This is a genomic window from Rhizobium sp. CIAT894 (assembly GCF_000172795.2).
GTDB lineage: Bacteria > Pseudomonadota > Alphaproteobacteria > Rhizobiales > Rhizobiaceae > Rhizobium.
The window spans coordinates 1757100-1773530 of sequence record NZ_CP020947.1; the positions used below are offsets into that span (position 1 = coordinate 1757100).

The 16431-nt window shown below is 59.9% G+C and carries 14 protein-coding genes; 7 read left to right on the forward strand and 7 right to left on the reverse strand.

Annotated elements, in window-relative coordinates; genetic code table 11:
• Nucleotides 1-68: 68 nt before the first annotated feature.
• The 6 genes from RHEC894_RS08715 to RHEC894_RS08740 all read right to left on the reverse strand — a co-directional run bounded on the left by RHEC894_RS08715 (nt 69) and on the right by RHEC894_RS08740 (nt 8421).
• A complete protein-coding gene (locus RHEC894_RS08715; protein WP_010069344.1) occupies nt 69-590 on the reverse strand; it encodes a histidine phosphatase family protein in 522 nt (173 codons plus the stop codon).
• A 235-nt stretch (nt 591-825) separates the two neighbouring features.
• Nucleotides 826-4641 (reverse strand): vitamin B12-dependent ribonucleotide reductase, encoded by a 3816-nt coding sequence (locus tag RHEC894_RS08720; RefSeq protein ID WP_085736967.1) that lies wholly within the window; start codon nt 4639-4641, stop codon nt 826-828.
• Nucleotides 4642-5230: 589 nt separating this feature from the next.
• Nucleotides 5231-5821: a hypothetical protein gene (locus tag RHEC894_RS08725; protein WP_085736968.1), complete on the reverse strand. Its 591-nt coding sequence runs from the start codon at nt 5819-5821 to the stop codon at nt 5231-5233.
• 197 nt (nt 5822-6018) lie between these two features.
• The gene (gpt, locus tag RHEC894_RS08730; RefSeq protein ID WP_010067842.1) at nt 6019-6513 is read right to left on the reverse strand and encodes a xanthine phosphoribosyltransferase; all 495 of its coding nucleotides are present in this window, start codon (nt 6511-6513) and stop codon (nt 6019-6021) included.
• A 180-nt stretch (nt 6514-6693) separates the two neighbouring features.
• Entirely contained in the window at nt 6694-7536 is an 843-nt protein-coding gene (locus RHEC894_RS08735; protein ID WP_085736969.1) for a universal stress protein, read from the reverse strand.
• Between the two features lie 108 nt (nt 7537-7644).
• Nucleotides 7645-8421, reverse strand: a complete 777-nt coding sequence (locus RHEC894_RS08740; RefSeq protein WP_085736970.1) for a competence/damage-inducible protein A — start codon at nt 8419-8421, stop codon at nt 7645-7647.
• Nucleotides 8422-8643: 222 nt separating this feature from the next.
• Between RHEC894_RS08740 and wrbA the strand changes: the two genes are divergently transcribed.
• From wrbA to RHEC894_RS33760, 4 genes are all read left to right on the forward strand, one after another.
• The gene (gene wrbA, locus RHEC894_RS08745) at nt 8644-9240 is read left to right on the forward strand and encodes an NAD(P)H:quinone oxidoreductase type IV (protein WP_085736971.1); all 597 of its coding nucleotides are present in this window, start codon (nt 8644-8646) and stop codon (nt 9238-9240) included.
• Nucleotides 9241-10017: 777 nt separating this feature from the next.
• Nucleotides 10018-11949, forward strand: coding sequence for a hypothetical protein (locus RHEC894_RS08750; RefSeq protein ID WP_085736972.1), 1932 nt, complete (start codon nt 10018-10020; stop codon nt 11947-11949).
• A gap of 26 nt (nt 11950-11975) precedes the next feature.
• The gene (locus tag RHEC894_RS08755; protein WP_085736973.1) at nt 11976-12194 is read left to right on the forward strand and encodes a hypothetical protein; all 219 of its coding nucleotides are present in this window, start codon (nt 11976-11978) and stop codon (nt 12192-12194) included.
• A gap of 317 nt (nt 12195-12511) precedes the next feature.
• On the forward strand, nt 12512-12643 hold the full coding sequence (locus RHEC894_RS33760) for a hypothetical protein (protein ID WP_010067628.1): 132 nt from the start codon (nt 12512-12514) through the stop codon (nt 12641-12643).
• A gap of 13 nt (nt 12644-12656) precedes the next feature.
• Here the strand turns inward: RHEC894_RS33760 and RHEC894_RS08760 are convergent, their stop codons facing one another.
• Nucleotides 12657-13031, reverse strand: a complete 375-nt coding sequence (locus tag RHEC894_RS08760; RefSeq protein WP_010067627.1) for a VanZ family protein — start codon at nt 13029-13031, stop codon at nt 12657-12659.
• A gap of 190 nt (nt 13032-13221) precedes the next feature.
• On the opposite strand from RHEC894_RS08760, the gene ilvA reads away from it, so the two are divergent.
• The 3 genes from ilvA (at nt 13222) to RHEC894_RS08780 (ending at nt 16347) form a co-directional block, all read left to right on the forward strand.
• Nucleotides 13222-14472 carry a threonine ammonia-lyase gene (gene ilvA / locus RHEC894_RS08765; RefSeq protein WP_085736974.1) on the forward strand — a complete coding sequence of 417 codons (1251 nt, stop codon included), beginning with the start codon at nt 13222-13224 and terminating at the stop codon, nt 14470-14472.
• A 37-nt stretch (nt 14473-14509) separates the two neighbouring features.
• Nucleotides 14510-14836 (forward strand): HlyU family transcriptional regulator, encoded by a 327-nt coding sequence (locus tag RHEC894_RS08770; RefSeq protein ID WP_010068221.1) that lies wholly within the window; start codon nt 14510-14512, stop codon nt 14834-14836.
• A 239-nt stretch (nt 14837-15075) separates the two neighbouring features.
• Nucleotides 15076-16347, forward strand: a complete 1272-nt coding sequence (locus RHEC894_RS08780; RefSeq protein ID WP_085736976.1) for a GGDEF domain-containing protein — start codon at nt 15076-15078, stop codon at nt 16345-16347.
• Nucleotides 16348-16431 lie beyond the last annotated feature (84 nt).

Below are 16431 nucleotides of genomic sequence, written 5' to 3' on the forward strand. Positions count from 1 at the left end.
GGAACCGGCGCGGACAGAATCAGGACCGTGCACCATGTTCGCCAAATTCAAACCGGAAAGTGGCCTTATTATCCCAAGGATCGCGGGGTTACGAACCGCTCGAGATAACCGGTGCCCGCCGCAATCTCGTCCCATGTGTCGAGATCGAGGTCGATGACGGCGAGTCCCGCTGTCGGGAACTTCTCCCGCATGCGTCCCACGGCATTGGCATCGCCGTCCGCCACGATAAGCGAGGCGGCATTCTCCATGCCGGGATTGTGGCCGACGACGAGCAGCGTGCGGATGCCAGGTTCGACGGCCCGGATCACATCGAGGATGCGCTCGGCCGACACCTCGTAGATATCCGTCGCCTCGACTTCCGAGACCTTTTTCGAAAGAGCCCTGCGGACGAGCTCCCAGGTTTCCTGCGCCCGGCGGGCCGGCGAGACGATGGCGAGATCGGGGATCAGCTTTTCGCGCACCATATAGGTGCCGATGACAGGTGCTACCTTGCGCCCGCGATCCGCCAATGGCCGTTCACGGTCGGCCACACCGTCGGGCCAGGCGGATTTGGCGTGGCGCAGAAGGATGAGGCGGTGTTTCGGCAGCATGGGTTCAGCGTCCGAGGCTCCACAAATCAAGCAATGGCTGTCTATGACCAAACTCGAGGGCCTTCCGAACCCCCGCGGCTGTTATGCGAAAAGTCGCTGCTTCGGAGCGATTTGTAGGTGATGAACAAATTATAGTCTTTGGAATTTCAATCCAGGCGGAGGGCTTGCGCCCTCCGCCTTCGATTACGACTAACTTATGGTTTTCCACAGGTCGCCGCATTGCGATTGTCCCCTATCAAGAGCACCCGCTCGTCGCCCCACATGTATCGCACTTCTCGCAAGTGCCGTTCCGCACCATCGTGAAATTCTGGCACTCCGAGCACATGTTGCCGGTATAGCCCTGCATGATCGAGCGCTGGCGGCGTTCGGCTTCCACCTTCTTGGCTTCGGTCTTCGCCGTTGCCGCGTCCGCTGCCGCCTTGTCGGAGAAGAGGGCGGTGGCGTCGCTGGTGATTTCTTCCATTACCTCTTCGGCGATCTCCTCGGCCAATTCCTTGGCGCGCTCCTCGTAATCGCGCTTGAAGGCGACGATTTCGGAGGTGGAGATGGCGACTGTCGGCTCCAGCTTGCGGGCCGCACTGCCGGCAAAGGCGGTGACCGTGCCGGTGGAGGCGGCGCGGGCAGGGGCTGCGGTGGCCGCCCCCTTGGGTTCGCCCGCCTGGCGTTCGCCGCCGGTGCCGGAAACCAGCGTCGGCTTGTAGCCGCGGGTCCAGCCGGTCGACAGCAGGTTGGTCTTGCCTTCCTGGATGCCCTTGCCGAGCGCGGTGTTGGAGAAATCCGACGTATCGACATGGGCGAGGTCATGACGGCCGAGATAGGAGACGGCAAGCTCGCGGAAGACGTAGTCGAGGATCGAGGTGGCGTTCTTGATCGCATCGTTGCCGATGACCATGCCGGCCGGCTCGAACTTGGTGAAGGTGAAGGCCTCGACATATTCCTCGAGCGGCACGCCATATTGCAGGCCGAGCGAGATGGCGATGGCGAAATTGTTCATCATTGCACGGAAGGCGGCACCTTCCTTGTGCATGTCGATGAAGATCTCGCCGAGGCGGCCGTCGCCGAATTCACCGGTGCGCAGATAGACCTTATGTCCGCCGACGGCGGCCTTCTGGGTATAGCCCTGGCGGCGGTTCGGCAGCTTCTCGCGTTCGCGCGAAACGCGTTCGATCACCCGCTCGATGATCTTCTCGGTGATGGTGACGGCCTGGGCGGCGACCGGCGCCTGCAGCAGTTCTTCCAGCGCTTCCTCGTCGTTCTCATCCTCGATCAGCGAGGCGTTGAGCGGCTGCGACAGCTTGGAGCCGTCGCGATAGAGCGCGTTGGCCTTGAGGCCAAGCTTCCAGGAGAGCAGGTAGGCGTTCTTGCAATCCTCGACGGTCGCCTCGTTCGGCATGTTGATCGTCTTGGAAATCGCGCCGGAGATGAAGGGCTGGGCAGCCGCCATCATGCGGATATGGCTTTCCACCGAGAGGTAGCGCTTGCCGATCTTGCCGCAGGGATTGGCGCAATCGAAGACCGGCAGATGCTCGGCCTTCAGGAAGGGCGCGCCTTCCAGCGTCATCGCGCCGCAGACATGGATGTTGGCGGCTTCGATGTCCTTCTTCGAGAAGCCCATATGGTCGAGCAGGCTGAAGCTCATGTCGGCGAGCTGTTCGTCGGAAACCTTCAGCGTCTCCTTCAGGAAGTCGGCGCCGAGCGTCCACTGGTTGAAGACGAACTTGATGTCGAAGGCGCTCTTCAGCGCGGCGTTGACGGCTTCCACCTTCTCGTCGGTCAGGCCCTTGGCCTTCAGCGTCGACGGGTTGATCGCCGGCGCCTGGTTCAGGTTGCCATGGCCGACGGCATAGGCCTCGATCTCGGCAATCTGGCTTTCCGAATAGCCGAGCGTGCGCAGCGCGTCCGGCACGGCACGGTTGATGATCTTGAAGTAGCCGCCGCCGGCGAGCTTCTTGAACTTGACGAGCGCGAAGTCGGGCTCGATGCCGGTCGTGTCGCAATCCATGACGAGACCGATCGTGCCTGTGGGCGCGATGACCGAGACCTGGGCATTGCGGTAGCCATGCTGTTCGCCAAGCGCGAGCGCCTTGTCCCAGGCCGATTTGGCGTGGGCGACGAGATCCTGGTCCGGGTTTTCCGAATGGATCAGCGCGACCGGATCGATCGACAGGGCCTCATAGCCGGAGGTTTCGCCGTGAGCGGCGCGGCGATGGTTGCGAATGACCCTGAGCATGCTGTCGCGGTTCGGCGCGAAGTTCGGGAAGGGGCCGAGCTCGGCAGCCATTTCGGCCGAGGTCGCATAGCAGATACCGGTCATGATCGCGGTCAGCGAACCGGCAATGGCGCGGGCTTCGGCCGAGTCGTAGGGAATACCCGACGACATCAGCAGGCCGCCGATATTGGCGTAGCCGAGGCCGAGCGTGCGGTATTCGTAGGAGAGTTCGGCAATGCGCTTCGACGGGAACTGCGCCATCATGACCGAGACTTCGAGCACGACGGTCCACAGGCGAACGGCATGTTCGTAGTCGGCGATATTGATGCGCTTGGTGGCCTTGTCCTTGAACTGCAGCAGGTTCAGCGAGGCAAGGTTGCAGGCGGTGTCGTCGAGGAACATATATTCCGAGCACGGGTTCGAGCCGCGGATCGGGCCGCCGGCCGGCGACGTGTGCCAGTCGTTCATCGTCGTGTTGAAGTGGATGCCCGGATCGGCCGAAGCCCAGGCGGCGTAGGAAATCGTTTCCCACAGATCGCGCGCCTTCAGCGTCTTCATCACCCGGCCGTCCTTGCGGGCGGTCAGCTTCCATTCGCCGTCATTTTCGACGGCGCGCAGGAAGTCGTCCTTGATCGAGACGGAGTTGTTGGAGTTCTGGCCCGATACAGTGAGGTAGGCTTCCGAATCCCAATCCGTGTCGTAGGTCTTGAATTCGAGATCCTTATAGCCCTGGCGGGCGAACTGGATGACGCGCTGGACGTAATTCTCCGGAACCTGGTCCTTCTTGGCGGCGCGGATTTCGCGCTTCAGGGCAGGGTTCTTGGCCGGGTCGAAGCAATCGCCGTTGTCGCCGCCTTCGCAATTGAAGCAGGCTTTCATGATCGTCTTCAGGTGCCGGGCGACGATCTTCGAGCCGGTGACGAGGGCCGCAACCTTCTGCTCTTCCTTGACCTTCCAGTTGATGTATTCCTCGATATCGGGATGGTCGATATCGACGACCACCATCTTGGCGGCGCGGCGCGTCGTGCCGCCGGATTTGATGGCGCCGGCGGCACGGTCGCCGATCTTCAGGAAGCTCATCAGGCCGGAGGAGCGGCCGCCGCCGGAAAGCTTTTCGCCTTCGCCGCGCAGCATCGAGAAGTTGGAGCCGGTGCCGGAGCCGTATTTGAACAGGCGCGCTTCACGCACCCAGAGATCCATGATGCCGCCTTCGTTGACGAGGTCGTCCTCGACAGACTGGATGAAGCAGGCATGCGGCTGCGGATGTTCGTAGGCAGACTTGGACTTGGTCAGCTTGCCGGTGAAGGGGTCGACGTAGAAATGGCCCTGGCCGGGGCCGTCGATGCCGTAGGCCCAGTGCAGGCCGGTGTTGAACCATTGCGGCGAGTTCGGCGCGACGCGCTGGGTGGCGAGCATATAGGCAAGCTCGTCCTTGAAGGCGGCAGCATCTTCTTCCGAAGAGAAATAGCCGCCCTTCCAGCCCCAATAGGTCCAGGTGCCGGCGAGGCGGTCGAAGACCTGGCGCGCATCGATTTCGGAGCCGGTCTGCTCATCCTTCGGCAGGGCCTTCAGCGCCGCATCGTCGGGAACGGAGCGCCACAGGAAGGAAGGAACGTCGTTTTCCTCGACCTTCTTCAGCCGGGTGGGGACGCCGGCCTTGCGGAAATACTTCTGCGCCAGAACGTCGGTCGCGACCTGGGAAAACTGCGCGGGAACATCGATATTCTCGAGGCGGAACACGATCGAACCGTCGGGGTTCTTGATCTCGCTGGTCGCCTTGCGGAATTCGATGTCCGCATAGGCGCCTTGGCCGGCCTTCGTGAAACGACGTTCGATGCGCATGGTCTTGACCTCGTGTTGGCGCCCAGTCCCCACGACCGGGGCGCAAAATTCCTATCCGGCGGCACATTGTCGTCGTGCAGCCAGTCTCGTTTCCGTATTGTCACAGGGGTGTCATCCGGAGATGTCTTTCCTGTATCTTGTGGTGATGGTGGCTGCAAACGCTAAATATAGTATTAACAGCTTATTATCGCCAGTCCCGACGTCACTTTTTTGGAGGCTGAAAATCGCGCAGAGATCCTGTCAGGTCTGATACCGTTTCCGGCCCATCACCCTGATTCTGCGTCCAATTTTTCAAAAGGAAACCGGGCTCGTTACCTCCGGTCCTGCCGCCGCCGCAACATCAGTAACAATAAAGTTTGAAACAGGTGATTCCGTCAAGGGCTGGATCTTAATTGATTGCTAACCACAACATCTTGTGGATGCGCCTGTGGAGATTGGGGAAAGCCGGGGAGCCCTGAAATTACAATGGCTTGCGGGCATTGCCGGCTAAGGAAAGTGCTGGAACGGCAAAAAAGCGCCCTGCGGCAAATCTTGTGATGGCATTTCGGCCGTAAATGCGCATGGCGATTCGTCCGCATGTAAGCGGCCGTCAGAGCGCATCGATGGCGATGGTGACGGTGGCGACGCCGATCGGCTTCTCCTCTTCGTCGAGGACGACGAAGCTCGCCTGCGTTTCGAGCATCTGGGTGGTTTCGTTGCGTTCGGCCCGGTCGATGAAGATCTCGCGGGAGCCGTTCGCGAAGGTTTTGAGGTATTTCTCCTCGTCGCCTTGCCAGTAGTCGGTGGTGATGGTGCTTTGCCCGACGTTCAGCCCGTGACTGTCGGTCACGAAAAATTCGACGATCGCGCCCTGTGAGGCGTCCTGCCTGGTTTTCAGATAGTGCGACACCGATTTGTCGAGCAGCAGCTTGACCATGTACAGATGGTGGCGATCGATCTCCGACCGGTAGGTCTCGTCGAGCACCCGCATATCCATCTCGCTGACATTATCGAATTCTATGTTCTGCTCGGCAATGGCTTTCAGCACCAGCGGCGTCTCCACCATCGGCCGCACCTGCCGCTCGACATAATCGCGCACCAGAGGGATATAGGCGGGCTCGGCAAAACCGGGTGTGAGGGGAAACAGAAACGCCGCCAGTCCGATGGTCGCAGTCGTTCCTCTATGCCCCCACCGCGCCATCTTGTTTTCCTTTTACCGCATCGCTTCGCTGCACGCTTTGAGCGCAGCTTGGCACGATTCGCACGCTGCTTGAGTCTATAAGCAAAAGGTAAAATAGATGTGCGAATCCCGATAGCGGATTCGGGAATCCCCGCCGACAAAATCTGGAACAATTTCAAGTGGTAAATATGAAGATCACGCGCTTTGATCGATGGCGATCAGCCAGCGCTCTTGGCGATCGGCTCCTGATAGGTAAAGCCCATGTCCCAAGGGAAGTAGATCCAGGTATCCTGGCTCACCTCGGTGACGAAGGTATCGACGGTCGGCACGCCTTTCGGCTTGGCATAGACGCAGGCGAAATGCGCCCGGGGCAGCATGGTGCGCACCTGGACCGCTGTCTTGCCGGTGTCGGTCAGGTCATCGACGACGAGCACGCCTTCGCCGCCATTTTCCTGAAGTTCCGGCGCTATTCCCTTGAGCAGCATCATGTCGCCCTGGTTCACATAGTCATGATAGGAGGCGACGCAGACGGTCTCGATCAGCCGGATGTTCAGTTCGCGTGAGATGATCGCGGCCGGGACGAGGCCGCCGCGCGTGATGCAGACGATCGCCTTGAAGGTCTGGCCGAGGCCGGCAAGCCGCCAGGCAAGGGCGCGCGCATCGCGGTGGAACTGATCCCAGGAAACGGGAAAGGCTTTATCGGGAAGGGACATCGGGCTGCTCCGAGGCATGAAAAAACAACACGCCGTTTGCCGGCGACCGGACGCGCTTAAGGCGGCGATTGGCAAAACGCAAATCTCGCGAGCTGTGCCGAGGCTCGAAGCTGTCATCGGTCGCCGCAATTAACGGAATTTGCCGGCAAAAGGCAAGCGCCGATGATGACGGCAAGACGCTCAACCCGACAGCAGCGTCAGCGCCGTCATCGATTGCAGCAAGCTCTTGGTCGTGCCGCCGAAAATCATCTGCCAGAGCCAGGAATGCGGATGGGCGCCCATGACGAGAAGATCGATGCTGCTGTCGGAAAGCCGGTTCTCGATCACATGCGAGGCGTTCTTGTCCACGCTTCTGGCCGTCGCAAGCGTCGTCTTCACGCCATGGCGGGCCAGTGTGGCGGCGATCTCGGCGCCCGATGTCAGCGGCGATTGCAGCGCCGTGTCGGCCGGATCGACGGAAAAGATTTCCACTTCCTCGGCCGCCTTCAGGATCGGTAGCGCGTCGAAGGTGGCGCGCGCCGCCTCTTTCGATCCGTTCCAGGCAATCAGCACGCGCCTGATCGGCTTCGGCTGCCGGAGGATATAGGGGATGACCAGCACCGGCCGGCCGGTTTCGAAGAGGAAGCTTTCGACGTCGACATGGCTGTCGGAAGGCCTGGCCGGGTCGGCCTGCGAAGCGATCAACAGATCGGCGCTGCGCGCGCTGTCGATCAGCGGTGCGGCGCCGTAGCCGATGGATGTTGCAAAGCTGCGCCATTCGCAGGAGGCGCCCGCTGCATCCGCTTTGGCGCGAAAGATCCTCTCCACCGCGATCGTTTCGCCATGCGCCATGTCCTGCAGCGCCTGCACGGCGACCGGATCGGGAATTTCCATCGGCGCCACCAGCGGCACGGCGGAGATGGTTTCGGCATGCAGGCCGATCACATGCGCACCGCTTTCGGCGGCCATGGCAAAGGCGAAATCGGCGACAGCGCCGCTATTGTCCGTTGTATCGAGGATGGCGAGAATGGTTTTGTAAGACATATCAATTCTCCTTGCGCTGAAATGGCTGGCGCGAGGGACGGAATGCGCCGGAGCGTTCTCCTGTTCCTTGACCGACATCAAGGATGGCCGCCAGCTCCGGCATTGTCCTCAAGCCTCGGCGGAATGGTTTTCGGCGATGTCTTTCCTTTGCCGGATGGCCTCGATCATTGCATGCACCTCGGCGCCGGCCGCATCGATTGCCGCCTGCGAGCGGCCGCGCACGACGATCTCGGTCGAGAATTTCTGGCCGATATAGCGGGGGTAGGAGCCGATACTGGTGTCCGGATGGGCTTTCTGAATTGTGGTCAGGGGCGTGCCGATCTCGCCTTCACCGTAGGGGCAGGCGATGGCGAGCGAGAGCACCGGCGTGCCGGTGCGAAGCGTCGGCAGCACATTGTCGACCATCGCCTGGAAAACCTGCGGCACGCCGGCCATGACATGGACGTTGCCGATGATGAAGCCAGGCGCGGTCGAGACCGGATTGGCGATATGGGCGGCACCGCGCGGCATGCGCGCCATGCGTTGGCGCGCCTCGGTGAATTCCATCTCGCGGCGCTTGTACATATCGGCAAGCAGCACCATCGCCGCTTCGTCATATTCGCAGGGCACGCCGAACGCCTTGGAAATGGCATCGGCGGTGATGTCGTCATGCGTCGGTCCGATGCCGCCCGAGGTGAAGACGTAATCATATTTGCTGCGAAGCGCGTTCAGCGCCTCGACGATCGCCTCCTCGTCGTCGGCGACGATGCGCACCTCCTTGAGGTCGATGCCGGAAAGGGTGAGCAGATCGGCGAGGTGGCCGATATTCTTATCCTTGGTGCGGCCGGAAAGAAGTTCGTCGCCGATGGCGAGCATGGCGGCGGTGACGACGATGGCATGGCTCATGGGATGTTCCGTGATGTGAGGCTGGTGAATAGGTAGCGCCCTTCGGCGGCTTTGCAAACAGCCGGCCGATGTCGCTGCCGCTGAAATGAAAGACGCAAGTGAATTTTCGTCTATGGGCGTTGAACACTGAGTTCCCGGGGGCAGGGCTTTGTTCGACCCTGGGCGCTGATACAACTTCGTCCCGGTCACGAAATTCAACCAGTGCACTCAGGAGACAAGAAGATGGCGAAGGTTCTCGTCCTTTATTATTCGGCTTATGGCCATATCGAAACCATGGCCTATGCTGTCGCCGAAGGCGCGAAGTCGGCCGGCGCCGAGGTTACCGTCAAGCGCGTGCCGGAACTGGTGCCGGAAGACGTTGCCAAGGCTTCCTACTACAAGATCGACCAGGCGGCTGCGATCGCCACCGTCGACGAATTGGCCGATTATGACGCCATCATCGTCGGCGCCGGCACCCGCTTCGGCACGGTTGCTTCGCAGATGCGCAATTTCTGGGATCAGACGGGCGGCCTCTGGTTCGCCGGCAAGCTCGTCGGCAAGATCGGTTCGGTGTTCACCTCTTCGGCGACCCAGCACGGCGGCCAGGAATCGACCATCCTCGGCTTCATCCCCACCTTCCTGCACCAGGGCATGGTCGTTGCAGGCCTTCCCTATGCCTTCCAGGGCCAGATGGGCAACGAAGAAGTCAAGGGCGGCTCGCCCTACGGCGCTTCCACCATCACCAACGGCGACGGCTCGCGCCAGCCCTCCGAGATCGAACTGGAAGGCGCGAAATACCAGGGCGCCCATGTCGCCAGGCTCGCTGCCAAGCTCGCCTGATCGTTGATTTTGAGATCATCAAGGTTGCGGCGGGCATGAGGCCTGCCGCGCCTTTCGTTTGCCGCGCCGATTCGCTTGGCTGCTCTCTTCGGCTCGCCGAGCCGAAGCTCACAGAGCGTAGGCTGGTGCGGACGGCGGGGGTCGAACCCGCAAAGCCGAGGCCGAGGGATTTTCTTACCAGCTACGGCTTTCGCCGCCGCCTTCCGGCGTTTGTGGTCTGGACTATACCTTCACCTTAGCGTTGCCTTAGGTGCTGCCCGTCTAGTCTCTACACCTTCCCTTTGCAGGGCTTGGCTCGGGATTGCCATCTGACAGGTTTCCCCGACTTTGAGCAGTTCTACATCCGGCGTTTCCGCCGGCGCACTCAATTTGCTTTAAGTCCCTTGTGTCTACCGATTCCACCACGTCCGCGTGGTTCTTCCTGCTAACAAACAGAGACGGTATTCTCAACCGATATTCAGGAGTTGTGATGCGATTCCGCTTCAAAGTTTGGAAGGTCCCATCGTGCCTGGCCACGGTTTCGAAAAGCGAATGCGCATCACGTAGTTGCAAATTGACATTGTTGCCACGCAAGGTCAGGATAGTTTGATTGCGAAAAATATTTCATGCAAGTTGGTGTGGCAATCCTAGCAAACTCCTGGGTGGCACAAGCTTGCTGGATTTGGGGGAGCGTTAGGGAAAGTGCCGGAAGGCGTAGTGTTTACGATTTCTACTATTACAATACGTGCACTTCACTTCTCATGAAAACGCCGGGACGTATGGTGGCTTAAAGGGCAAATGGTTTTTGTTCTGAAGACCTTCGGTAGATTGCAGCTCGTCGACGAGGACGGGGGCGTTGTAGCGTTTCCCGAGAAAGGCCTCTTGCTGCTTGCCTATTTGTTCACAACCGATCAGGGATCGGCGGATCGAACGACGCTGGCTCGCTTTCTATGGGGCGAAGCCGACAGGGACGTTGCACTGTCGACTTTGCGCAAGGTCATTTCCAGAATTAAGGCCCGTCAAATCGATCTCGGGATCGACATCCTCTCATCGCAGGGCAACATGCTCACTCTTGAGCGGGGTTCTCTGTCTTCCGACATTCTGCTGCCCGACGAAGAGGAAGGGGTCGAGCCGTTCTCCCGGCTGAAACAGTTGGTGAAGCTGATGAACCAGCCCTTTCTGGGAGCGGTTCAAAGCCATAGCCGACAGTTTCATCGCTGGCTCGCCGAGCGCGAAAATTACCATGTCGAGCTTCTGGCAAATACTTTGAGAACAGCGGCGCGATTGGCCCAGTCGCAAAAGGAGTCCGACCTTCTGAGGAAGGCTGCGGTCATCCTGTTTCGGACCGAGCCGAAGGATCCGGAAACGCTGCAATTGCTAATCGGGATATTCAAGGCGGAAGACGAAGTCGAATCCGTTCGGACCTATTTTGAACAGCGGCGCAATTCGAGTTTGAGAGGCGTCACCGCGCGCGCCGACTCCGATGCCGGTGAAGCAAAATCCCTCCGTCTGGCCTCCGTGTCTTCAAAGCCGAAACGCGACGCGGCTCTTCCCCTTGAGCCCGAAGATATCCCGATTGCCATTCCCCGCCTGGTGCTGCTTCCGCCGAAAAATCAATCCGTTCGGCCCCAAGCCGGTTTTCTCGCCGCATCCTTGGTGGAGGATATCACGATCGGATTTTGCGTCTTCAACAGCCTGGAGGTCATAGCCCCGTATTCGGCGGTTCAAATCGGTCACCACGTGGAGACGCAGAAGGCCTTCTTCGAACGGCATCGCGTCAACTATATCCTCGACACCCGGATCAGCAATTCGGGCGATGAAGTGACCCTGTTCGCCCAGCTGATCTTTTTCGATCAGAATCAAATTGTCTGGGCCGAAAGGTTCAGCCTCGATCGTATGGATCTCGCCAGAGACAGAAGAGTGGTTGCCCGGCAGATCGCTCTCTCCGTCTCCGGCGAAATCGAGCGCCATGAGGCGTTGCGCGAAGATCTGAACCCGGCCGCTTATCACCGATATCTCGTCGGCCGGCGGCACCTGGCGCGCCTCACACTTCCGAACCTGCGGCGCGCCCGCAAGGAAATGAAAGCCGCGCTCGGAGAAAGCCCCGATTTCGCACCGGCGCTGAGTTCGATGGCGCGGACCTACTCCAAGGAATGGTTGTTGACGGCCCGGGGCGATATCGATCTTTTGCAAGTGGCGGAGACTTTCGCCAAGCAGGCCACCGACATGCGCTCGGACTTCGCCGACGGCTATCGCGAGCGCGGTGTCGCCAAGCTGTTGCAGGGCGCGTTCGACGAAAGCGCCGAAGCGATGGAAGTGGCCGAAAGCCTTGCGCCCCACTATGCCGACGTGATCGCCGACTATGCCGACACCTTGGTTCATTGTTCGCTCCCCGCCATGGCCTTGCGAAAGATCGAGCGGGCAATTGAACTGAACCCGCTCGGTCCCGACACTTATTTCTGGACCGCTGCGGGAGCAAACTATGCCCTCGGCGAATTCGAAGCGTCGCTGGACTATATCGGGCAGATGGCCGATCCCAATTTGGCCGACAGACTGTCTGCTGCAAATTGGGCCATGTTAGGCCATCCGGACAAGGCGCGGATCTTCGTGAGAAGGTTTCGTGAAGGCAATCCGGACTTCGATGTGGACAAGTGGTTGTCCGCAGTTCCAAGTAAAGAGCAGTGGCATAAAGATCTTTATCGTGAAGGCCTGAAGAAAGCTGGATTTTAAACATCAATCGTTAGAGAGGGAAAAACATGGCTACAGTTGTTGTTATTAGTGTTGAAGGTCAGGACGGGCTCTGGGTCGCTGATCTGGACGCCGGCACCGTATTGCCGCTGCCGGCCCCCAAGGCGGGCGCCCTGAAAGCGGTGACCGATCTTCGCGCCACCGGCGCGACGGTGACAAAGGGTGTGAATGTTGCTGTCACCGTTCAGTCGGCCGAGGCGGCATTCTCGGGTCATTATGACGGCTGATCGTGGATGATTGCGGTGTTATAGCGAGATGACGGCGAGCGGGGGAAGCGACCTGCTCGCCGTTGCGCATCAAGCGGGCGCTGCATTGATATGATCACAGTCATTCTCGGTGCCGATCAAATCTACTCGGTTCTCGGCGGCAATCTATCGGCGTGGTGACGCGGGGTTCGATACCGCTCGCCCGCACCACCTTCATATTCCGGTTTGAATATGCTGTATATTGTGTGTAAAAGCGCGTTATTGATTGACAATGACATTTTTGGTGCAAGGATTGCGCCGCGGCGATTGAGTAAGTGTTGTCTTGTGGGAGTAAGACGATGGTTTACGATTGGAGTGGGGCAAAGGTTCGGCGCATCCGGATCTTCAAGACCAGTGTCGCGCTTGTTCTTGGAACAGCGCTGGCCGCGATACCTCTGTTCTTCTGGGCCGTGCAGTTGCGTGGTTTCTGACCTGAAGGAATAATCAGCGTTCTGCGAAAGGAACGGTGCTTGGCGCCTTGCTCTCGCGCCACCTGTTGATCACCCAGCCGGCCAGCAGCCCGAGGGCGGCGCCTACGGCCTTGACGCCGGCATCATGCAGGCGCGGATGGCGTGTCGGCGCAAAATACTGCAAATATTCGATGGCGACCGAGCCGGCGATCAGCAGCACGGCCACCAGTTTCCACTGTTTCGGATAGGCAAGCGCAAAGGCGAGGCCAAGAATAACATAGGCGCCCGCGCGGTCGGTATCGACCGTCGTGACCGTTTCCGGCCTCAGCCCGATCGGCGAAACCGTGACGAAGAGGATGAAGGCGAGCAGCAGCCAGGCGAGCGGTCTTGCGTATTTGATGATCATCATGGCTTCATATAGTGGCCGGCCTTTTCATTGACAGTTAAAATCAGTTCATGTGCCGCCAATTTTGCGGTTGGCTTAAGAAAGCCTTTCGTAAACAAGGCCGGCGGCGAACTGGAAATGGCCGAAGCGGGCTTTCTTTTGCCGGCCGGCCTGTGCCATAGCGGCGCTGTAATCATGAGAATGGATCACGCCCGTGACGAGACTTGATGTCGAAAGCGCCGAAGAGGCAATGCGCAGCCTTTTTCCGGCAACGCCGCTGCAACTCAATGATCATCTCTCGGCGCGTTACGGGGCCGATATCTGGCTGAAGCGCGAGGATCTTTCGCCGGTGCGCTCCTATAAGATCCGCGGCGCCTTCAACTTCTTCCGCAAGGCGATCGGGCAGGGTGCTGCCGGCAAGACCTTCGTCTGCGCCTCAGCCGGCAATCACGCCCAGGGCTTTGCCTTCGTCTGCCGCCATTTCGGCGTGCCGGGCGTCGTCTTCATGCCGGTGACGACACCGCAGCAGAAGATCGACAAGACCCGCATGTTCGGCGCCGAATTCATCACCATCCGGCTGATCGGCGACTTCTTCGACCAGTGCTACCAGGCCGCACGCGATCATGTCGAGGCAATCGGCGGCGTCATGGTGCCGCCCTTCGATCACGCCGACATCATCGAGGGGCAGGCGACCGTCGCTGCCGAAATCATGCAGCAACTGCCTGATGGAACGGTGCCTGATATAGTCGTCCTGCCGGTCGGCGGCGGCGGGCTTGCCGCCGGCATTACCGGTTATCTCGACGGCACCGTGCCGAAATCGGCCTTCGTCTTCACCGAGCCGGCCGGCGCGCCGAGTCTCAGGCGCAGTATCGAGGCGGGCAGGGTGACGACGCTTGCCAAGGTCGACAATTTCGTCGACGGTGCGGCCGTCGCCCGCATCGGCGACCTGAATTTTGCTGCTCTTTGCGATTTTCCGGCCGAACAGGTGCAACTGATGCCGGAGAACGCCATCTGCGTCACCATCCAGGAGATGCTGAACGTCGAAGGTGTCGTGCTCGAGCCGGCCGGCGCCCTGTCGCTGACGGCGATCGCCGCGATGGACCGCCAAGCGATCCGCGGCAAGACCATCGTCGCAGTCGTCTCCGGCGGCAATTTCGATTTCGAGCGGCTGCCTGACGTAAAGGAAAGAGCCATGCGTTACGCAGGGCTGAAGAAATACTTCATCCTGCGGCTTGCCCAGCGCCCCGGGGCGCTCCGGGATTTCCTCAATCTGCTCGGACCCGACGACGATATCGCCCGCTTCGAATATCTGAAAAAATCGGCGCGCAATTTCGGCTCGATCCTGATCGGTATCGAAACCAAGGCGCCGGAGAATTTCGCCCGGTTGATCGGAAATTTCGAAGCTGCCGGCATGGGTTACGAGGATATCACCGAAAACGAGATCCTCGCCAACCTGATCATTTGACTTGGCGATAACAGCACCATCGTGCTAAAGGCGGAACATGGCTTCGTTCATCTCAAATCTCTTTTCGATGTTCTCCGGCGGCAGCAAACCCGCCGCGGAAGCGGCAGGTCCCTCCGGCGAGCCGCAGCTTTACGGCGATTGCACGATCTATGCGGAGCCTCGCAAGGAAGGCGGCCAGTATCGCCTTGCCGGCCGCATCGAAAAGAAGATCGGCGACGAGGTTCTGGTGCGCAATTTCATTCGCGCCGATCTGTTTTCCTCGTCCGACGATGCGCTCGAATGCACGGTGCGCAAGGCGCAGCAGATCATTGATCAGCATGGTCCATCACTCTTCGGTGACGGCGAGAAGCTTCGTCAGGTCTGAAATCGGGATCCGCCGGGTCAGCACTTGATGCCGGCCACGATTATTCTTGTTTTTCAATCCTGTGACCCGGGTGCACCGAGTGACCGGGACTTCGCTCACGCAATCTTAAAGGATTGGGGTGAAAGGTATCGCCTGCAGGATTTGCGGGACACTCTCGTGTTTGACTTTTTCGAACGATCGACCAAAGGCATAGCCGCGCCGGCAGAATACCGGGGGCGGACATCCCTCGCTGAGCTGCCGTGATGGAGACGCTCAACCTCGTTCTCTTTGCCGTCGAAGCCGTCGCCTATTTCGCGCTGATGGTGACGCTTCTGCATTTCCGTCATCGGCTCGGCCTCGGGGTTTTCCTGACCGCGCTCGGCGTCATGCATTTCATGGAAACCTATCTGGCGGCGGTCTTCTATGTCTCGCTGCCGTTCGGGGATGTATCCCCGGGCTCATCCGTCTTCTTCTCCGGCAAGCTGATGATGATCCTGATGCTTTACCTGCAGGAGGATGCCGCAACGGTGCGCCAGCCGATCTATGGCCTGTTCCTCGGCAACCTGCTCACGGTCGGCATCGCCTGGGTGCTGCAGCTGCACCTTCCGCTGCAGATGTCGGCCGACCACACGCCAGACGTCGATTTTCTCAAGGAGATGGGCTGGCTGATGGTCTGGGGCACGGCGCTGCTCTATGTCGATTCGCTCGGCATCATCCTGCTTTACGAAAAGCTCGGCGATTTCTTCCGCCGGCGCGTCGTCCTGCGTTTCCTGATTTCGGGATTCGTGCTGCTGACGTTCGACCAGATCGGCTTCTTCGCCGCGCTGCATTATTTCCTGGATGTGCCGGTTGCGGCATTCTGGGCCGGATGGAAGGCGAAAATGCTTGCTGTCTGTCTCTATGCCGTGATGTTCGCGATCTATGAATATCGTATCCGCCGGACCGGGGCGCCCATATCTGCACGCTCGATCAGCGACGTGTTCGGCGACCTGACATTCCGTGAGCGCTACAACGATCTTCTGGAGCGCACCGGCCGCGATATGCTGACCGGTGTCTACGATCGTACGCGCATGGAGCTGGAAGCGCCGCTGATGCTGAGTGAAGCGCTGAGGCAGGGACTGTTCACCACCATCCTCATTCTCGACGCCGATCACTTCAAGGATGTCAATGACGGCTACGGTCATCTTCAGGGCGACGAGGTGCTGAAGGCGATCGCCGCGCGTTTGGGCACGACATTGCGGTCGAGCGACCGCGTCTTCCGCTTCGGCGGCGAGGAATTCGTTGCCGTCTGTCCGGGCACCGACCACGAAGAGGGTCTGCTGCTTGCCGAGCGCTTGCGCTGGACAATCGAGACCAGCGTCAGGACGCCGGATAACAGGCCGGTCACGGTCAGTATCGGCGTCGCCACCGCCGACGAGGACGGCGCCGATTTCACCGCCGTGTTGACGGCTGCCGACGGCAGGCTCTATGCGGCGAAGAAGAGCGGCCGCAACTGCGTCGTCGGCCGTTCCGGTGTGGCGAAACTTAGCTGAAGCATGTCGCGAAAAATGTGCAGCGGTTTTGTGGCAATGACATGCTTAAACAAAGAGCTGAAGCGAGAAGAGCGAATCTGAAAG

What these genes read in the sequence shown, in the direction of transcription:
- RHEC894_RS08715 (WP_010069344.1), bottom strand. Translation starts at nt 590, where the DNA reads ATGCTGCCGAAACACCGCCTCATCCTTCTGCGCCACGCCAAATCCGCC.
- RHEC894_RS08760 (WP_010067627.1), bottom strand. Translation starts at nt 13,031, where the DNA reads ATGATGATCATCAAATACGCAAGACCGCTCGCCTGGCTGCTGCTCGCC.
- RHEC894_RS08725 (WP_085736968.1), bottom strand. Translation starts at nt 5,821, where the DNA reads ATGGCGCGGTGGGGGCATAGAGGAACGACTGCGACCATCGGACTGGCG.
- RHEC894_RS08770 (WP_010068221.1), top strand. Translation starts at nt 14,510, where the DNA reads ATGGCTTCGTTCATCTCAAATCTCTTTTCGATGTTCTCCGGCGGCAGC.
- RHEC894_RS08720 (WP_085736967.1), bottom strand. Translation starts at nt 4,641, where the DNA reads ATGCGCATCGAACGTCGTTTCACGAAGGCCGGCCAAGGCGCCTATGCG.
- RHEC894_RS08740 (WP_085736970.1), bottom strand. Translation starts at nt 8,421, where the DNA reads ATGAGCCATGCCATCGTCGTCACCGCCGCCATGCTCGCCATCGGCGAC.
- wrbA (WP_085736971.1), top strand. Translation starts at nt 8,644, where the DNA reads ATGGCGAAGGTTCTCGTCCTTTATTATTCGGCTTATGGCCATATCGAA.
- RHEC894_RS08755 (WP_085736973.1), top strand. Translation starts at nt 11,976, where the DNA reads ATGGCTACAGTTGTTGTTATTAGTGTTGAAGGTCAGGACGGGCTCTGG.
- RHEC894_RS08735 (WP_085736969.1), bottom strand. Translation starts at nt 7,536, where the DNA reads ATGTCTTACAAAACCATTCTCGCCATCCTCGATACAACGGACAATAGC.
- RHEC894_RS08750 (WP_085736972.1), top strand. Translation starts at nt 10,018, where the DNA reads ATGGTTTTTGTTCTGAAGACCTTCGGTAGATTGCAGCTCGTCGACGAG.
- gpt (WP_010067842.1), bottom strand. Translation starts at nt 6,513, where the DNA reads ATGTCCCTTCCCGATAAAGCCTTTCCCGTTTCCTGGGATCAGTTCCAC.
- RHEC894_RS33760 (WP_010067628.1), top strand. Translation starts at nt 12,512, where the DNA reads ATGGTTTACGATTGGAGTGGGGCAAAGGTTCGGCGCATCCGGATCTTC.